The following is a 15,860-nucleotide window of genomic DNA, read 5'->3' as shown; positions in this document are numbered from 1 at the left end:
ACCACGGCGCGGACCAACACCCCGAGGGAGACGGATGGACATCCTGAGTAGCCGAATCCTGCTGCGACCGGCCGATTACGACCGGACACTCACCTTCTACCGCGACGATCTCGGGCTGGCCATCGCCAGGGAGTATCCGGGCGGCACGGTCTTCTTCGCCGGGCAGTCGCTGATCGAGATCGCCGGCCACGGTGGGTCGGGTGGTTCGTCGAGCTTCGACGGAGCTCTCTGGTTGCAGATCCGCGACGCCTCGAACGCCGCGGTGGAGCTCGCGCTCAAGGGTGTGGCCATCGAGCGGGCGCCGGTGCAGGAGCCGTGGGGGTTGATCGAGATGTGGGTGCGCGATCCCGACGGTGTGGCGATCGTGCTCGTCGAAGTGCCCGACGATCATCCGATTCGCCGCGACAACCGCAGGCAGCCGGAGTGAACGCGGCCGCGCCCTGCGACTGTAGGCAGGCAACCGAGTTGCCATTCGGACAGCCGAGGGGAACGATAGCGCTCGGATGGCCGCCCGACCGTCGATGCCCGGGTGACCGTAGCCCGCGTACATCCGACGAACGAATCGCAGTTTCGATGTTTGGCCTATCCGAGCCCTCTTTTCCCGTGCCGGTCGCAGCTGGTACGCACCGTCACGGCAACCCGTTCCGTGCCCGATCGGGTTCGCATGACACGATCCCTACCGTGAACGAGCGCGGCGAGGTGGAGCCATGAGTACCCTGCGTACCCTGCCGATGCCCACCGGCTCTGGGCTGGGCGATGTGCTGCCGCATCTGCGCGAGGCGCTGGAAGGCAACGGCCCTGCCTGGCTGCCTATCCCGACCAGCGATCGGCGCGAGGCCCGCAGGCTGAGCGGCGCGTTGTCCCCCGGCGAGCCGATCGAAGACGATGTCGCGCTGGTGGTCACCACCTCCGGCACCACCGGTGTGCCCAAGGGCGCGATGCTGAGCGCGGCCGCCCTGCGCGCCAGCGGCACTGCCACCCATGACCGGCTCGGTGGGCCGGGCAGCTGGCTGCTCGCGCTGCCGACTCACCACATCGCCGGTATCCAGGTGCTGCTGCGCAGCATCCTTGCCGGGATCGAACCGACCGTGCTCGACGTCTCCGGTGGTTTTCTGCCGGAGGCCCTGGCAGGTGCTGTCGCGAGCATGCCGGGCCCGCGCCGCTACACCTCACTCGTGCCGACCCAGTTGATCAAGGCGCTCGACGCCCCGGCGGGCGCCGCCGCGCTGGCCCAGCTGGACGCGGTGCTCGTCGGCGGTGCGGCCACGCCGATCCCGGTGCTGGAGCGCGCGAAAGCCGCGGGTATCAACGTCGTCCGGACCTACGGTATGAGCGAGACCTGCGGTGGCTGCGTTTACGACGGCGTCCCGCTCGACGGCGCGAAGGTGCGCATCGAGGACGGCCGGGTGCTGCTCGGCGGCGCGATGCTGGCCTCGGGTTACCGCGGCCTGCCCGACCACCCCGCCTTCTCCGAACCCGGCTGGTTCCGTACCGAGGACGCGGGCGCCTTCGACGACGGCGTGCTCAGCATCAGCGGCCGCCTCGACGAGGCCATCATGACCGGCGGGCTGCTGGTGATCCCGCAGGTGGTGGAGGCCGTGCTGGTCACCCATCCGGCGATCAGTGAATGCGTGGTGCTCGGCGTACCGGACGAGCGGCTCGGCCAGCGCGTCGCGGTCGCGGTGGTGCCGGTGGCCGGCGCCACCCCGACCCTCGACGACCTGCGCGATCATGTGCTGCGCGAGCTGGATCCCATCGCAGCACCAAGGGAGCTGGCGGTGCTCGACGAGTTGCCGCTACACGGGCCCGGCAAACCCGACCGCGCGAAGCTGCGCGAGATCCTGATGTCGGAGTCGGCTCACTAGGCAAGCGGCCACTTCCGAGCAGAGCCCGCGCCGATCAGGCCGGGTAAGGCACCCGCTCCTTGGCCGTGCGCAGCGCATCGGCCCACCAGAGCAGCTGTCGTGCCATGACGTGCAGTGCATCGGTCGCCGCCTGATCCGGGTACCCGTCCGCCGACTCCGCGACCGACTGCCACGGGTTGTGCAGGCTGACGGTCTCCCGGACGGTCATCGCATGCAGTTCCGCCAGCACCGGGCGCAGCGCCTCCACCGCGCGCAGCCCGCCGGAGATTCCGCCGTAGGAGACGAATCCGACCGGTTTCGCGCGCAATTCGTGGCCGAGCATGTCGATGGCGGTCTTGAGCGGGCCCGGATAGCTGTGGTTGTACTCGGGCGTGATCACGATGATCGCGTCGGCACGGCCTATACGTTCGGTGAGAGTCGTGAAATCCTCGTGCGCGCCCATCGTGTGCGGGATGGTCGATTCAGCCAGATCGATGAGGTCGACATCGATGCCGGAGCTGGTCAGCCGGTCGTGCACCCACGCGCCGATCCGGACACCGAATCGGCCGTCACGGACACTGCCGATGATCGCGGCCACACGGAGATCGCTCACTGCGGTCTTGGGGTTCATCAGATACCTTCGCTGGTCGGAGGGCTTGTTCAACGGCTTTCGACCGTCACCGACGACGGTAGAAGCTCAACAAACGTTCAGGTCAAATCGAAGGCATCGTGCCCGCTTGCGTCCGCTTGCACGACGCACGCAATAGCGATGCAAGCCGGGTGCAAGAACGGGCGCGCACAGTCGTCGGCATGAACGATTACGCATCGACCGGCACCCTCGCCATCGAGGCCGACGGCCTGGTCAAGATGTTCGGCGCCCAGCGCGCCGTCGACGGGGTGAGTCTGGCCGTGCCACAGGGCGCGGTCTACGGGGTGCTCGGGCCCAACGGCGCGGGCAAGACCACCACCATCCGCATGCTGGCGACCCTGCTGCGCCCCGACGGCGGCAGCGCCAGGATCTTCGGCCACGATGTGCTCGCCGAGCCGGATGCCGTGCGCTCGCTCATCGGCGTCACCGGGCAGTACGCCTCCGTAGACGAGGATCTGACCGCCTCGGAGAACCTGATGATCTTCTCCAGGCTGCTCGGGCTCTCCCGCGCGGACGCACGCCGCAAGACCGCCGATCTGCTCGAGGAATTCGACCTGTCCGAAGCCGCGGACAAGGCGCTGAAAAACTTCTCCGGCGGAATGCGCAGGCGGCTGGATCTGGCCGCCAGCCTGATCTCCACCCCGCCGCTGCTGTTCCTCGACGAGCCGACCACCGGCCTTGACCCGCGCACCCGCGCCCAGATGTGGGAGACCATCCGCAGGCTGGTGCGCGAGGGCGCGACGGTGCTGCTCACCACCCAGTACCTGGACGAGGCCGACCAACTGGCCGACCGGATCGCCGTGATCGACCGCGGCCGGGTGATCGCCGACGGCACCGCCGACGAACTCAAATCCTCGGTCGGGCAGTCCTCGCTGCACCTGACCCTGGCCGAGCGCGACCAGCTCGCCGACGCGGGCCGCATCATCGGCGACTTCCTCGGCACCGACGCCACCATCTCCCCCGAGGCAGGCCGCCTCACCGCGGCACTGCCCGATCCGGGTGTCACCGCCGATCTGCTGATCCGGCTGCGCGAGTGGGAGATCGGCATCGAAGAGATCTCGGTCAGCAAGCCGAGCCTCGACGAGGTCTTCCTCACCATCACCGGCCATCCGGCCGAAGACAACAACGACGAATCCGAACTGGAACGGAGTGTGGCGTGACCACTACCCTCACGGCCCCCGCGCCCACCAAGCCGCTGCCGCAGCCCGCAGGCCCCATCACCCTGAAACAGACCTTCGACAACACCCTCACCATGGCCTATCGCGGCCTACTGAAGATCAAGCACAACCCCGAGCAGCTCTTCGATGTGGTGATCCAGCCGATCATCTTCACGCTGATGTTCACCTACATCTTCGGCGGCGCCATCTCCGGTGACGTGCAGAGCTACCTGCCGGTCATCATCCCCGGCATCCTGGTGCAGACGGTCATCATGACCTCCATCGTCACCGGTGTGCAGCTCAAGGAGGATATGGAGAAAGGCGTCTTCGACCGCTTCAAATCCCTGCCCATCGCCCGCATCTCGGCACTGTCGGGCGCGCTGACCGCCGATATGGTTCGCTACGCCATCGCCTCGGTGCTGACGCTGGTCATGGGCGTGATCATGGGCTTCCGGCCGAATCCGCTCGGCGCGATCGCCGGTGTCGCGCTGGTGATCGTCTGCTCGTTCGCGACCAGCTGGATCTGGGCGTTCTTCGGCGTCATCGCCAACAAGGCCTCTGCGGTGCAGGGCTATTCGATGCTGGTGATGTTCCCGCTGACCTTCGCCTCCCCCGCGTTCGTGCCGAAGGAGACCATGCCGGGCTGGTTGCAGGCCTTCATCGACGTCAACCCGGTCTCGCATCTGGTGTGGGCGTGCCGTGACCTGATGAACGATGGGCATGTCGGTTCGCACGTGCTCTGGTCGCTGGTCGGCGCCGGGGTGATCATGGCGATCTTCGCCCCGCTGACGGTGCGCGCCTACATGCGGCGAGTCTGAAACTGTGCCGCACCCGACCGGGCACGCTTGCACGTCATCGTGCGAGCGTGCCCGGTTCGTCTGCGCGGCCCGCGACTTGTTTCAGCAATGTCATGATCCGATCCGCGGCGACCAGCTTGCGCAGACCCGCCACCTCGGCCCTCGCCTGATCGATGCGGTCGATGCCGACGGTGTCGCGATGCAGCTCCCGATGCCGCGACAGCGCCATCACCGGATAGTCCTGTCTGGCCTTCGCGGGCTGGGCCAGGGCGAGCAATTCGAGGCCGATCCTGGAGTCCGGATCGGTGGCGAGCCGGTTCGATCCCACCGCGCAGGCGACCGAACCGATCTGCGGCACGTCCCAGAACTGGACGAGTCGTTCCACCGCGATATCCGCCAGCTGCGCGGCCGTGCTCGTGACCTCGGCCGCATGCCCGTAGAGGGTGTGCGCGTCGAGCATCGCGCTGCACAGCATCAGCACGCCGGGCCCTGGTACGAACTCGCGACCGGGCCAGCCGAGCAACTCGAGCGAACGACGGAAAAGCCACAGGCCGCGATCGGTATCGCCTTCGACGAGTTCGATTTCGGCCAGGCTCGCGGCGATCGTCGACAACCGGTGATTGCGCCGGATGCCGGGGTCGTCGAGCGCGGCCAGCCGGGAGGTGGCGGAATCGGTGAGGCCCACCGCGATGTCGATTTCGTCCCGTGCGCGGCCGGTCTGCCCGGACGCGGTCAACGATGCGGCGAGGAAACTACGCATCTCCAGGCTCTCCTCATAGGCGCCCAACCTGCGCAACTGCTCGGCGGCGAACTCGTAATACCGGTTCGCTTCGCCGTAACGACCACTCTGCCCGGCCAATCCGCCGAGGTGCTGGTTGATCATGGCGCCCAGCCAGACATCCTGTTCGGTGATCACCGACGCCGCGATCCGCGCGTCCCGCGTCGAACCACGTAGCTGACCGTGGTTCTCCCAGGAATTGGCGCGCATGATCAATGCCGCCACCTTGGTATCGCGGTCGGCCGAGCGCACCCCCGCGGCGAGCAGCCGCGCCAGGGCCCACCCGTCGACAGTGCAGGTGATGAGCTTGCCGAAGAACTGTGCCAGTTCGCCGAGCCCACAGTCGCTTCGCAGCAGGCGGCGCGCGCGGATCCGAACCAGCGCCGCATCGCGGAAGCTGCTCTCCATGTACATCAGATGCAGGCCGCTGTACACATAGCCGAGCATCTCGAGGTCTGCTTCGGTGCCGTGGCTGACCGGCGGCTCCATGGTCAGCATCCGGCGCACCCACCCGACGAGTTCCATATGCGCACCGCGCATCACCCACAGCAACGCGGTCACCGGGAAGACCGTGTACATCGTTCGCGTGTCACTGCGCTCGTCGGCCAATCGCAGCACCGCGGTGAGATTGTCCATCTCGGCGGCGACGGTGAGAACCAGCGTCACCTGGTCGTCGTCGTGATAGCGGCGGGTGGCGGTCAAGGCGAAATGACGTGCCCATCCGCACATTCGGTCGGCGACCAGCTCCGATTCGGTGAGTGGGCCGCCGGTATCGCCTCGGCCCGATGTATCGGCAGTTCCGGTTCGCGGACGGGCGGGAGGTGGTGGAACGCCAGGTTGTCCACCAGCGCTGCCGCGCACGTCGGTGAAATCCGGGCTGGCGGCGGTCCAGGCCGCGCGGGCCGATGGGTGGTGGGCGGCTGCCCCGGGGGCACCGAGATGTCCGGTCGCCGCCGCATTTATCTCGTCGGCGACTGCCCGGGTGCCCTCGTCGGCGCAGTTTCGCGACGCGGTGAGTTGCTCCTCACCGAATTCGCGGACCGTTTCCAACATCCGATAGCGCAGCGGCAGGCTGACGTCCGGATCGGGCCGATCGTCCTCGAGCACGGTGAGCAGCGACTGCCCGACCAACCCTTCCACCGCGGCGACCACATCGCCGACCTCGGGGCCGCCGGCCACGAATTCCGCCGCATCGAGGGTGAATCCGGCCGGGAACCGGCACAGCCTGCGCAGGGTGATCTGCTGCGGTTCATCGAGCAGATTCCAGCTCCAGGCGATCACGGCGTGCAGGGTGCGGTGTCGTTCCGGCGAGGACCGATCGCCGCTGCGCAACAGCGCGAACCGGTGCTCGAGCCTGGTGTCGATCTCCTCCACGCTCATCGTCCGCACCCGCGCGGCGGCCAATTCGATCGCCAGTGGCAGCCCGTCGAGGCGATGACACAGCCGCGCCACCACCTCCGGATTCAGCCGCGCGGCCGGGCGCACCGCCTTGGCCCTGGCGATGAACAGCTCGGTGGCCGGCGATCCGGCGGCGTCGATCGTCAGCGGAGCCAGCGGATAGACCGTCTCCGCGGTGATGGCCAGCGGCGACCGGCTGGTGGTGAGCACGGTCAGCTGGTCGCACCCACCCACCAGATCGGCCACCACCTCGGCCACCGCGTCGATCAGATGCTCACAGTTGTCCAAGATCAGCAGGGTCGGCCGCTCCGACAGCGCGTCCCTCAATCGCTGCCGAATATCGATCCGAAGCCCGGACCGGATCAGCGTCGGGTCACGGGCGAAATCACCGAGCCCGAGCATCGCGCCGATCGCCGCCTCGACCTCACCGCGCGCATCATCGGCGCCATCGGCCCGCACCGAGGCGAGCTCCACCAGCACCACCGGTTGATCTCGCGCCATCCGCGCACCGAGTTCGTTGGCGATCCGGGTCTTTCCGGTGCCGCCCGGACCGAGCACGGTGGTGACGCGCGAGTTCCGCAGCAGCGCGGTGAGCGCGGTTATATCGCCCGCACGCCCGAGCAAGGCATTAGGTGCCGCACGCACCCCGATCGCGGCACCCGTTCGCGGCGAGAACGGCGGCTCGGCCGCTCCCGGACTCGACGCTGCCGAACGCTCGGATCGGCCCGGCGATGCCGTGCGCTCATCCGCGGCGACCAACGGGTGCGTCACGTCCGACAGCCGCCGCTGCGGCTCCGCGTGGCCAGCTTGCTCCATCGCCGTACCAGGACCAATGGCTGTCGGCGGCCGGACCGCGTGATCGTTTCTCGGCAGCGACGGCGATCCGGTTGCCGAGTGCCCTCCTGGTGCCCGGGGCCGTTCCCAGCCGTGCGGCACAGGCGGTGATCCGACACCGTTGCCGCCATGCTGTTCGGACGGCCGTTCGTCCCCGGGTATCGACCGGGGTTCGGCCGCCGACACTTCCGATGACGGCGCCGCCGGTGCGAATTCTCCGCGCAGGATGGCGGAATTCAGCTCGACCAGCGCCGGACCGGGATCGGTACCGAGGTGGTCTGCCAGCGCGGCGCGGATCGTGGCGAAGACGTCAAGGGCCGCGTTCGCATCGCCTGCGGTGGCCAGCAGGCGCATCAGCGCTCGGGCGGCGGGTTCGCTGAGTGGATCGGCGGAGGCTGCGACGCGGGCCAGCGCGATGGCGCCGTCCAGGTCACCGATCGCTTCTCGAGCGGCGAGTTCGGTCGCATCCAGGGCGGCCCAGTGGCCGGCGGCCGCGGTGGCGAGTTCGTCGGCGAGCGGGCCGGGCGTGAGATCGGCTCCTGGTTCGCCACGCCACAGCGCTCGTGCCCGCGCCACCAGGTCGAGACAGTGGGTGTACTCGTGCGCGGCGCAGGCTTCGCGGGCCTGCCGCAGCAGCGTCGTGACCGCGGTGAGGTCCACCTGCTCGGCCGTCAGCCGCAAGCGGTAGCCGGCAGGCCCGATATCCAATGCTCCGTCGGGCAGTGCGGTGCGCAACCGGGAAACCTGCGTGTGCAGGGCGTTCATCGGAGCCCGTGGCGGCTGCTCGCCCCAGACCTCATCGATTAGGGCCTGCGCGCTGCGGCTGCGACCCGGCGTCACCGCCAACGCCGCCAGCAATGCCCTTGCCCGCACCCCAGGCACCGGCGCCAGCGCGCCATTCCGGCGTAGCGCGACCTCGCCCAGCAGGGCCACCACGACCGATTCTGCGGGCGTCACCACTGGTATTCGGCCGCTCGGACCGCTCAGCTCAGAAACCATGCCGTGGCCATCGTATGCGCTGGTCCGGCCGCGAAGCGCGCCGATTTACCTGCGGTCCGACCGGTCGGTCGCATACGCTGGGCGAATGGCCGAATTCGAGGTGGTGCGCCAGATCGTCATCGCGGCCGAACCGGCACGCATCCACGGGCTGATCAACGACTTCCACGAGTGGGTCGCCTGGTCACCGTGGGAGGATCTCGACCCGGAGATCCGCCGCATGTACAGCGGCCCCGACGCGGGAGTCGGAGCGCGCTACGCCTGGGAGGGCAATCGCCGCGCCGGTCGCGGCAATATGGAGATCACCTCCAGCACCGAGCAGGAGATCCGGATAACACTGGACTTCGAGAAGCCGTTCAAGTCCACCAACAACGTCGTCTTCACCCTTGCGCCCGACGAGAGTGGCGGCACCCAGGTGGTGTGGCGGATGAGTGGTGAACAGCGCGGACTGATGGCTCTGATGGGCAAGGTCATCTCGATGGACAGCCTGGTCGGCAAGGATTTCGAGAAGGGTCTGGGCCGGCTGCGGGTGGCCGCCGAAGCCACACAGTCCTGACCACCCGATTAGGCTGCGGTCATGGCTACCGCAGCGCAATGGATCGAGGGCGCCCGGCCCCGCACCCTGCCGAACGCTATCGCCCCGGTCATCGCAGGCACCGGCGCCGCCGCGTCCATCGACGCCGTGGTGTGGTGGAAAGCGATTCTGGCGCTGCTGGTCTCGCTGGCGCTCATCATCGGCGTGAACTACGCCAACGACTACTCCGACGGTATCCGCGGCACCGATGACGAGCGCGTCGGCCCGCTGCGCCTGGTCGGCTCGGGCCTGGCCTCCCCCGCCGCCGTCCGCACCGCCGCCGTCGTCAGCCTCGCCATCGGCGCGGTGTTCGGTCTCGTCTTGGTCGCCCTGACGGCCTGGTGGTTGATCCTGATCGGCGCCGCCTGCCTGGCAGGCGCCTGGTATTACACCGGCGGCAGCAAGCCCTACGGATACAGCGGTTTCGGCGAGATCGCCGTCTTCGTCTTCTTCGGCCTGATCGGCGTGCTCGGCACCCAGTTCGTCCAAGCCGAGCGGATCGACTGGGTGGGCGCGGCCCTCGCCGTCGCGGTCGGCGCGTTCTCCAGCGCGGTCCTGGTCGCCAACAACCTGCGCGATATCCGCACCGACACCGAATCCGGGAAAGTCACTCTCGCCGTGAAGCTCGGCGACCCTCGAACCCGGACGTTGCACCTGGTCCTGCTCGCGGTGCCGTTCGTGGCGACGTTGCTGCTGGTGGTGCGCTCGCCGTGGGCACTGGTGGGCTTGCTCGCCGTCCCGCTGGCCGTGCGCGCCAACGCCCCGGTCCGATCAGGCCGTGGCGGACTCGAACTGATCCCGGCCTTGCGCGATTCCGGGCTCGCCCTACTGACCTGGTCGATCCTGACGGCGCTCGCGCTCGGATTCGCGACTGTATGAGGTTGTCTCACTACACCTAACGCACGTTCGCTGATGACACGTCGCACGACAATTCGGTAGGGCTGTCGTTCCCCCACGGCCGTCGCGAGCAAACCGATCCGGTGTTCGGCGCCGGTATGGTTGACGGACTGTTCTACTGCTAGACGGGGGATTTCGATGACGGACGCGCAGCCGGTGCAGGTGGAGCCGGAGGATTTACGGACTCATGCGGGGAATGTGGAGGGTTTGCAGGGCCCGATGGGTCAGGCGTTGGAGGCGGCGAAGGCGGTGTCGGCGCCGTCGGATGCGTTTGGGAAGTTGTGTGCGTTTCTGCCGCCGTTGTTCGTGGATTCGGTGGAGACCGACGGGATCACGGCGTTGGAGACGGCGCTGACGGCGTTGTCCGAGGATGCGGGGAAGCTGCGGTCGGCAGCGGATTCGTTCTCCCAGGCGGACACCTCGAATGCGGCGGCGGTGCGTGCGGCGGGAAACGGAGTGTCGCAGTGACGGGCGCGCGGGCGGCGGTCGCGGCTCGGGTTTCGGTCGAGTTGTGGTGCAGGGAGTCCGGCCTCGTCGTGGGTGATGGTCTCGTGGTCGACGTGCTCGACGCGGTCGACGTGCTCGACGCGGTCGACGTGCTCGACGCGGTCGTCGGGGTCGGTGTGGCTGGTGGGGCTGCGTCGCTGGCGGTCGTGCCTGGCGCGGCGGGTTGTGGGGTGTCGCGGTGACGGACACGGCGTCGAATCCGTTGATCGCCGCGCGTGAGGATTCGACCGAGTGGTATTCCGGTGTCACGTTGTTCGAGTCGGTCGCTGATGTGGGTGATGCGATTTCGTCGGGTTCGTGGATCGAGGCCGGTGTAGGGATCGCGGCCGCCGGTATGGAAGTCGCGGCGATGGTGGTCGATCCGATCGGCACCCTGGCCGGGTTCGGGGTCAGTTTCCTGATCGAGCACGTGCAGCCGCTCTCGGATGCTCTGGATTGGGTGGCCGGGGATCCTGATCAGATCACGGCGTATGCGAAGACGTGGGAAAACGTTGCCACGCAGGTGAGTTCGGCTGTCGATACGCACAAGCAGGCCGTCTCTGCCGATATCGCGAACTGGACCGGGGCGTCGGCGTCGGCGTATCGGGCGCGGGCGGCGGAAACCTCGGACGCGTTAGCTGCCGCGTCTGCTGCGGCGACGGCGGCGTCGCAGGCCATCGAGATGGCGGGCGGGATCGTGGCCGCGGTCCGGATGACGGTGCGCGACATCGTCGCCCAAGCAGTGGGGCGGCTCGCGGTGTGGGCGGCGGAGGCGGTGTTCTCGTTGGGCACCGCGACCCCGATCATCGCCGCCCAGGCAGCAACGTTTGTGGCGAAGACGATGACGACCATCGCGCGCCTGTTCTCCAAGGTCGCCTCCACCTTCGCCAAACTCAAACCCCTGCTCGCCAAGCTCAAGGACGCATGGAAGGCCATCACGAAGGTCCTCGGCAAGGGCAGCAAATCCACACCATCGTCGACGAAGAAGACCTCCACCGACACCACCACCGCCTCGACAGATACCCCTAAGAAGACCACCGACCCCGATACCCCGAGCAAGCCCGGCGACAAGTCCCCCGACACCTCGACGGCGTCGACCGATAACCCGTCGAAGACCGGTGACCCGGAGACGCAGCGCACGCCGGATCAGTCCGGGAAGCCGGAGAACCAAGCCAAAGCCGACGAAGGCGCCGGCGACAAAGCCACCGAGGGCGGCCCGAAGAACACCCAGGACGACAAAGACGTCACCGAATGCAACGACCCCGTCGACGTCGCCACAGGTGAATTCCTGCTCCCGGAAACCGACCTGACCCTGCCGGGCGTCCTACCGCTGGTGTTGCTGCGGCGGCATCGCTCGAGTTACCGATTCGGCCGCTGGTTCGGCCCATCCTGGTCGGCAACTCTGGACATGCGCGTGGTGATCGAGGACCAGACGGTCACCTTCATCGGCGAACACGGCCTGCTTCTGGTCTACCCCCACGCCGAGGTCGGCAAGCCCGTCCGCCCCAGCAACGGCGGTCAACGCTGGACCCTGACCCGCACCGAGGTCGGCGGCTACCGCGTCTACGACCCCGACCGCGAACTGACCTGGCATTTCGACCCCGCCCCCGAACTCGGCGGCCTCGATGGCCTGCTCGGCAACCACGCGATCTCGGAGATCACCGACCGCCACCACAACCACATCCGCTTCCATTACGACCGCGACGGCGCCCCCGTCGAAATCACCCACTCCGGCGGATACCGGGTCCGTGTGAGCACCGCCGACGGTCGGGTGACCGGGCTATCCGTGGTCGGGCCGAATCCAGCCATCCCACCGGCTTCCCAACCGGACAGCAGTAAGCCGACAGCCACGGACGCCGAAGACGGTTCGGTCACGAATTCGGGAGCCGGAGGCGTCAACAATGCAGGAAGCGGAACCGGCTCCGACGCTGCCACCGGCCCTGGATCGGTCGCCGAAATCGTCACGAAGGTCCGCGAATTCGGTTACGACGCCGGTGAACTGGTCGCGGTCACCAACGGTGTCGGTGCGACCACCCGCTACGACTACGACGACGAACATCGTCTGACCGGGTGGACCGATTCCAACGGCAACCGCATGGTCAACGCCTACGACCCCGACGGCCGCGTCGTAACCCAGCACGGCAACTCCGGCATCCTCAACGCCACCTTCGACTACTTCACCACCCCCGACAACAGCACCCACCGCACCATCCACACCGACTCGACCGGCGCGCCCACCACCTTCATCTTCAACGCCGACCTGCGCCTGATCGAACAGATCGACCCCAACGGTGCCCGCACCCGCACCGACTACGACGACCGCCGCCGCCCCACCCAAGTAATCGCCCCCGACGGCGCCGCTACGACCTACGAGTACACCCCAGCCGGCGACGTCCACCGCATCACGCGCCCCGACGGCCTACCCATCGACATCACCTACCAGGCCCACAACCGGCCGATCACCGTCACCAATGTCGACGGCACGACCACCCGCCAAGAATGGACCAGCGACGGCAACCTCACCGCCGTCATCGACCCCGTCGGAAACCGCACCGAATACACACACCATGTTTCCGGCGCGGTCGCTACGGTCACCGAACCCACCGGCGCGCACACCACCATCGATGTCGACCTTGCCGGGCTCCCGACCCGTGTCACCGACCCTTACGGCGCAGTCACCACCATCGAACGCGACCACTTCGGCCGCCCGATCCGGGTAACAGACCCCCTCGGCTCGACCGTGCAATACATCTGGTCCGGCGAGGGCAAACTGCTGCGCCGCATCGACCCCGACGACATCGGCGAATCCTGGGTTTGGGACGGCGAACTCAACCTCACCGCCCACGTCAACCGCGCGAACGGCATCACCCGCTACGTCTACGGCGCGTTCGATCTCCTCACCGCCCGCACCGAACCCGACGGCGCCATGACCCACTACCGCTGGGACACCCAACGCCGCCTCACCGCCGTCGCCAACCCCATCGGCCAGACCTGGCACTACACCTATGCCCCCGCCGGGCACCTTGCCTCGGAGACCGACTACACCGGCGCTACCACCCACTACACCCACGACGTGGCGGGCCGCGTCAAGACCGTCACCCCCGCCACCGGCGTAACCCGCCACCACACCCACGACATCCTCGGCCGCCTGGTCTCGATCACCGCCGACACCGGCGAATGGATCCACTACACCCACGACACCACAGGCCGAGTAAAGACCGCCGTCTCCGGCACCGGCGAAACCCGAACCCACACCCTCCAATTCACCCACACCCCCACCGGCCGACTCGCCACCCAACAGGTCGACGACCAACCACCGATGGTCTTCACCCACGACGAGCACGGCCGCCGTACTTCACGCACCACCCCCTCCGGCGGCGTCACCGCCTGGACCCACGACCAGACCGGCCGCGTCACATCGATGACCACCGACGGCCACGCCATCACCTTCGCCCACGATCCCCTCGGCCGGACCACCGGCTGGCGCATCGGCAACATCTCCATCGACCGCGCATACACGCCGGTCGGTCACACCACCCACCAGATCGTCACCGCACACCGCCCGGGTGTCGCCATGAATCCTGCTGGGAGCGAGCTCAACCCGCGACCCAACGCAGGTGGATACCCAGGACACACAGGCGGGGCCGACGAAAACCCCGCCCACGGAGCAACGCCGGGCACGCCCTCCCGAGGCGAATACCCTGGACCGCCCGGATCGATGACCCACATGGGTGGAACGGGATCGCTCGACCCATACGGCACCCGCCAACCCAACGACTACGAAACGCCTCCCGGCCCCAACCCGAGCATTCTCCGCCGCGACGACTACACCTGGCGCCCCGACGGCTACCTCACCTCCCACACCACCACCCACCCCAATACCGCCCCCGACCACCGCCAATACACCCTCGACCCTATCGGCCGAGTCACCACCATCACCCGAAACGGCACCCTCGCCGAGCAATACACCTACGACAAACTCAGCAACATCACCTCCGTCGGCGTCCTCACCCCGGACGCCTCCAACCCCAGCAACGCACCTAGGTTCCCGACCACTCCCCCAGACCATTACGCCCCACCAGGCATCCCTCCGAACCCAGCTGCCGCCCGGGGCAACTCGCCTCTAAACACCCGCCGCGAATACCACAACAACCTCCTCATCCGAGACGGCCGCAACCACTACACCTACGACCCCGCCGGCCGCCTCATCCGCAAAACGACTACACGCCTGTCGCGGAAACCTGACGTCTGGCACTACCGGTACAACGCCTTCGACCAGCTCACGGACGTCTACACCCCGGATCAGCAGTGGTGGCACTACACCTACGACGCACTCGGGCGCAGGACGACCAAGCGACGCCTAACCAACGAACGGGCCGTACTCGAAACAACCACATACGAATGGGATGGCGCCCAGCTGGCCGGGCAGGCTACCCCGACCGCCGGTTTGTCGTGGACTTACCTGCCGGGTGTCTATACGCCCGTCACCGAGGTTTCTCACCGAGCAGGTGCTGAACCTCGACTAAACATCATTGTTAGCGATCTGGTCGGCACCCCGAATCAGCTCGTGGAGCCCGTAACGGGTCGTACAGTCGGCAGCGCGAAATTCGATCTATGGGGCCGAGCGTTGTGGACCGGCGAGGTCTGCACTCCTCTTCGTATGCCTGGTCAGCTGTACGACGACGAAACCGGTCTTCATTACAACCTAATGAGGGTCTACGACCCCGCAACTGGGCGATTCCTCACGGGCGATCCGCTCGGTCTTTCACCAGCGGCAAATCCGATTACATATCCACACAACCCAATTTCCTGGACAGACCCACTAGGCCTTACCCCGTGCAATACGATTGACCCCAATCAGGTTCGATTCACACAGGACTCCGTCAGGGCAACATTCAAGGACGGTTCCTCGGTGTTCGATCTGGTGGATGGCCTGCGGTCGGGCGACATCGACTCAGAATCTATTCCGCCGATTAGAATATTTGAACAACAGGGCCACCTATACACACTCGACAACAGGAGACTTGTAGCGTTCCAAATGGCTGGAGTTGACGTCCCGTATGTGATGGCGTCGGACACGCAGGTTGCACGCGAGGCGTTCAAGTTTACGTCCAGATCTGAAGGTCTTAGCATTCGAATACGTGGCGAAGGAGGATTTGTATGGCAATCCTAGATCCTAATGAAGTGGAAAATCTCGGCTCGTTCATCCGGTTCGCGCGGGAGGTGTCACGTGAATTAGAAATGCATCCGGACGCCTACATGAACGTCAGCTCTTCGGATTTCCTGGAAGGTGCAGCAGCATGGCTGGAAGATGCGCAGTCAATCGATCCCTATATCAGCAGTTTCGAGGAGTGGAAATTTGTCGCACGCCTGATTGCTGCGGGGCTGATTTACGAGTAGCCGCGTGGGCGCAGTAACCATCGGCGGCACGGAGAGTTGGTAACGCGCCC

The 15,860-nt window shown here is 67.0% G+C and carries 12 protein-coding genes; 10 read left to right on the top strand and 2 right to left on the bottom strand.

What is annotated here, in order from left to right:
• The first annotated feature begins 34 nt into the window (after positions 1 to 34).
• Positions 35 to 427 carry a VOC family protein gene (locus ACFXNW_RS26300; RefSeq protein WP_379420467.1) on the top strand — a complete coding sequence of 131 codons (393 nt, stop codon included), beginning with the start codon at positions 35 to 37 and terminating at the stop codon, positions 425 to 427.
• Positions 428 to 707: 280 nt separating this feature from the next.
• Positions 708 to 1,865 (top strand): o-succinylbenzoate--CoA ligase, encoded by a 1,158-nt coding sequence (menE, locus tag ACFXNW_RS26295; RefSeq protein ID WP_379420466.1) that lies wholly within the window; start codon positions 708 to 710, stop codon positions 1,863 to 1,865.
• A gap of 34 nt (positions 1,866 to 1,899) precedes the next feature.
• On the opposite strand, the gene ACFXNW_RS26290 is transcribed toward menE, so the two are convergent.
• Positions 1,900 to 2,475 carry an NADPH-dependent FMN reductase gene (locus ACFXNW_RS26290; RefSeq protein ID WP_379420465.1) on the bottom strand — a complete coding sequence of 192 codons (576 nt, stop codon included), beginning with the start codon at positions 2,473 to 2,475 and terminating at the stop codon, positions 1,900 to 1,902.
• Between the two features lie 179 nt (positions 2,476 to 2,654).
• On the opposite strand from ACFXNW_RS26290, the gene ACFXNW_RS26285 reads away from it, so the two are divergent.
• Together ACFXNW_RS26285 and ACFXNW_RS26280 are read left to right on the top strand one after the other, a co-directional pair.
• The gene (locus ACFXNW_RS26285) at positions 2,655 to 3,653 is read left to right on the top strand and encodes an ATP-binding cassette domain-containing protein (RefSeq protein ID WP_379420464.1); all 999 of its coding nucleotides are present in this window, start codon (positions 2,655 to 2,657) and stop codon (positions 3,651 to 3,653) included.
• Complete coding sequence (locus ACFXNW_RS26280; protein ID WP_379420463.1) at positions 3,650 to 4,468, top strand: ABC transporter permease; 819 nt, start codon at positions 3,650 to 3,652, stop codon at positions 4,466 to 4,468. Before ACFXNW_RS26285 ends, ACFXNW_RS26280 begins: the two co-directional genes overlap by 4 nt.
• Before the next feature lie 34 nt (positions 4,469 to 4,502).
• Here the strand turns inward: ACFXNW_RS26280 and ACFXNW_RS26275 are convergent, their stop codons facing one another.
• A complete protein-coding gene (locus ACFXNW_RS26275) occupies positions 4,503 to 8,456 on the bottom strand; it encodes a BTAD domain-containing putative transcriptional regulator (protein ID WP_379420462.1) in 3,954 nt (1,317 codons plus the stop codon).
• A gap of 85 nt (positions 8,457 to 8,541) precedes the next feature.
• Between ACFXNW_RS26275 and ACFXNW_RS26270 the strand changes: the two genes are divergently transcribed.
• From ACFXNW_RS26270 to ACFXNW_RS26245, 6 genes are all read left to right on the top strand, one after another.
• Positions 8,542 to 9,009: an SRPBCC family protein gene (locus ACFXNW_RS26270; protein ID WP_379420461.1), complete on the top strand. Its 468-nt coding sequence runs from the start codon at positions 8,542 to 8,544 to the stop codon at positions 9,007 to 9,009.
• Between the two features lie 21 nt (positions 9,010 to 9,030).
• Positions 9,031 to 9,906: a 1,4-dihydroxy-2-naphthoate polyprenyltransferase gene (locus ACFXNW_RS26265; protein WP_379420460.1), complete on the top strand. Its 876-nt coding sequence runs from the start codon at positions 9,031 to 9,033 to the stop codon at positions 9,904 to 9,906.
• Between the two features lie 156 nt (positions 9,907 to 10,062).
• Positions 10,063 to 10,392, top strand: coding sequence for a type VII secretion target (locus tag ACFXNW_RS26260; protein ID WP_379420459.1), 330 nt, complete (start codon positions 10,063 to 10,065; stop codon positions 10,390 to 10,392).
• Between the two features lie 68 nt (positions 10,393 to 10,460).
• A complete protein-coding gene (locus ACFXNW_RS26255; protein WP_379420458.1) occupies positions 10,461 to 10,613 on the top strand; it encodes a hypothetical protein in 153 nt (50 codons plus the stop codon).
• Positions 10,610 to 15,583: a DUF6531 domain-containing protein gene (locus ACFXNW_RS26250; RefSeq protein ID WP_379420457.1), complete on the top strand. Its 4,974-nt coding sequence runs from the start codon at positions 10,610 to 10,612 to the stop codon at positions 15,581 to 15,583. The genes ACFXNW_RS26255 and ACFXNW_RS26250 overlap by 4 nt, the downstream gene beginning before the upstream one ends.
• On the top strand, positions 15,571 to 15,810 hold the full coding sequence (locus ACFXNW_RS26245; protein ID WP_379420456.1) for a hypothetical protein: 240 nt from the start codon (positions 15,571 to 15,573) through the stop codon (positions 15,808 to 15,810). Before ACFXNW_RS26250 ends, ACFXNW_RS26245 begins: the two co-directional genes overlap by 13 nt.
• Positions 15,811 to 15,860: the final 50 nt, after the last annotated feature.

Source organism: Nocardia sp. NPDC059180 (genome assembly GCF_042754945.1).
GTDB lineage: Bacteria > Actinomycetota > Actinomycetes > Mycobacteriales > Mycobacteriaceae > Nocardia.
This window is presented reverse-complemented; position numbering and strand designations above follow the sequence as displayed.

Coding starts and splice junctions, on each gene's coding strand:
- ACFXNW_RS26300 (WP_379420467.1), top strand. CDS start 35: ATGGACATCCTGAGTAGCCGAATCCTGCTGCGACCGGCCGATTACGAC.
- menE (WP_379420466.1), top strand. CDS start 708: ATGAGTACCCTGCGTACCCTGCCGATGCCCACCGGCTCTGGGCTGGGC.
- ACFXNW_RS26290 (WP_379420465.1), bottom strand. CDS start 2,475: ATGAACCCCAAGACCGCAGTGAGCGATCTCCGTGTGGCCGCGATCATC.
- ACFXNW_RS26285 (WP_379420464.1), top strand. CDS start 2,655: ATGAACGATTACGCATCGACCGGCACCCTCGCCATCGAGGCCGACGGC.
- ACFXNW_RS26275 (WP_379420462.1), bottom strand. CDS start 8,456: ATGGTTTCTGAGCTGAGCGGTCCGAGCGGCCGAATACCAGTGGTGACG.
- ACFXNW_RS26270 (WP_379420461.1), top strand. CDS start 8,542: ATGGCCGAATTCGAGGTGGTGCGCCAGATCGTCATCGCGGCCGAACCG.
- ACFXNW_RS26265 (WP_379420460.1), top strand. CDS start 9,031: ATGGCTACCGCAGCGCAATGGATCGAGGGCGCCCGGCCCCGCACCCTG.
- ACFXNW_RS26260 (WP_379420459.1), top strand. CDS start 10,063: ATGACGGACGCGCAGCCGGTGCAGGTGGAGCCGGAGGATTTACGGACT.
- ACFXNW_RS26245 (WP_379420456.1), top strand. CDS start 15,571: ATGGCAATCCTAGATCCTAATGAAGTGGAAAATCTCGGCTCGTTCATC.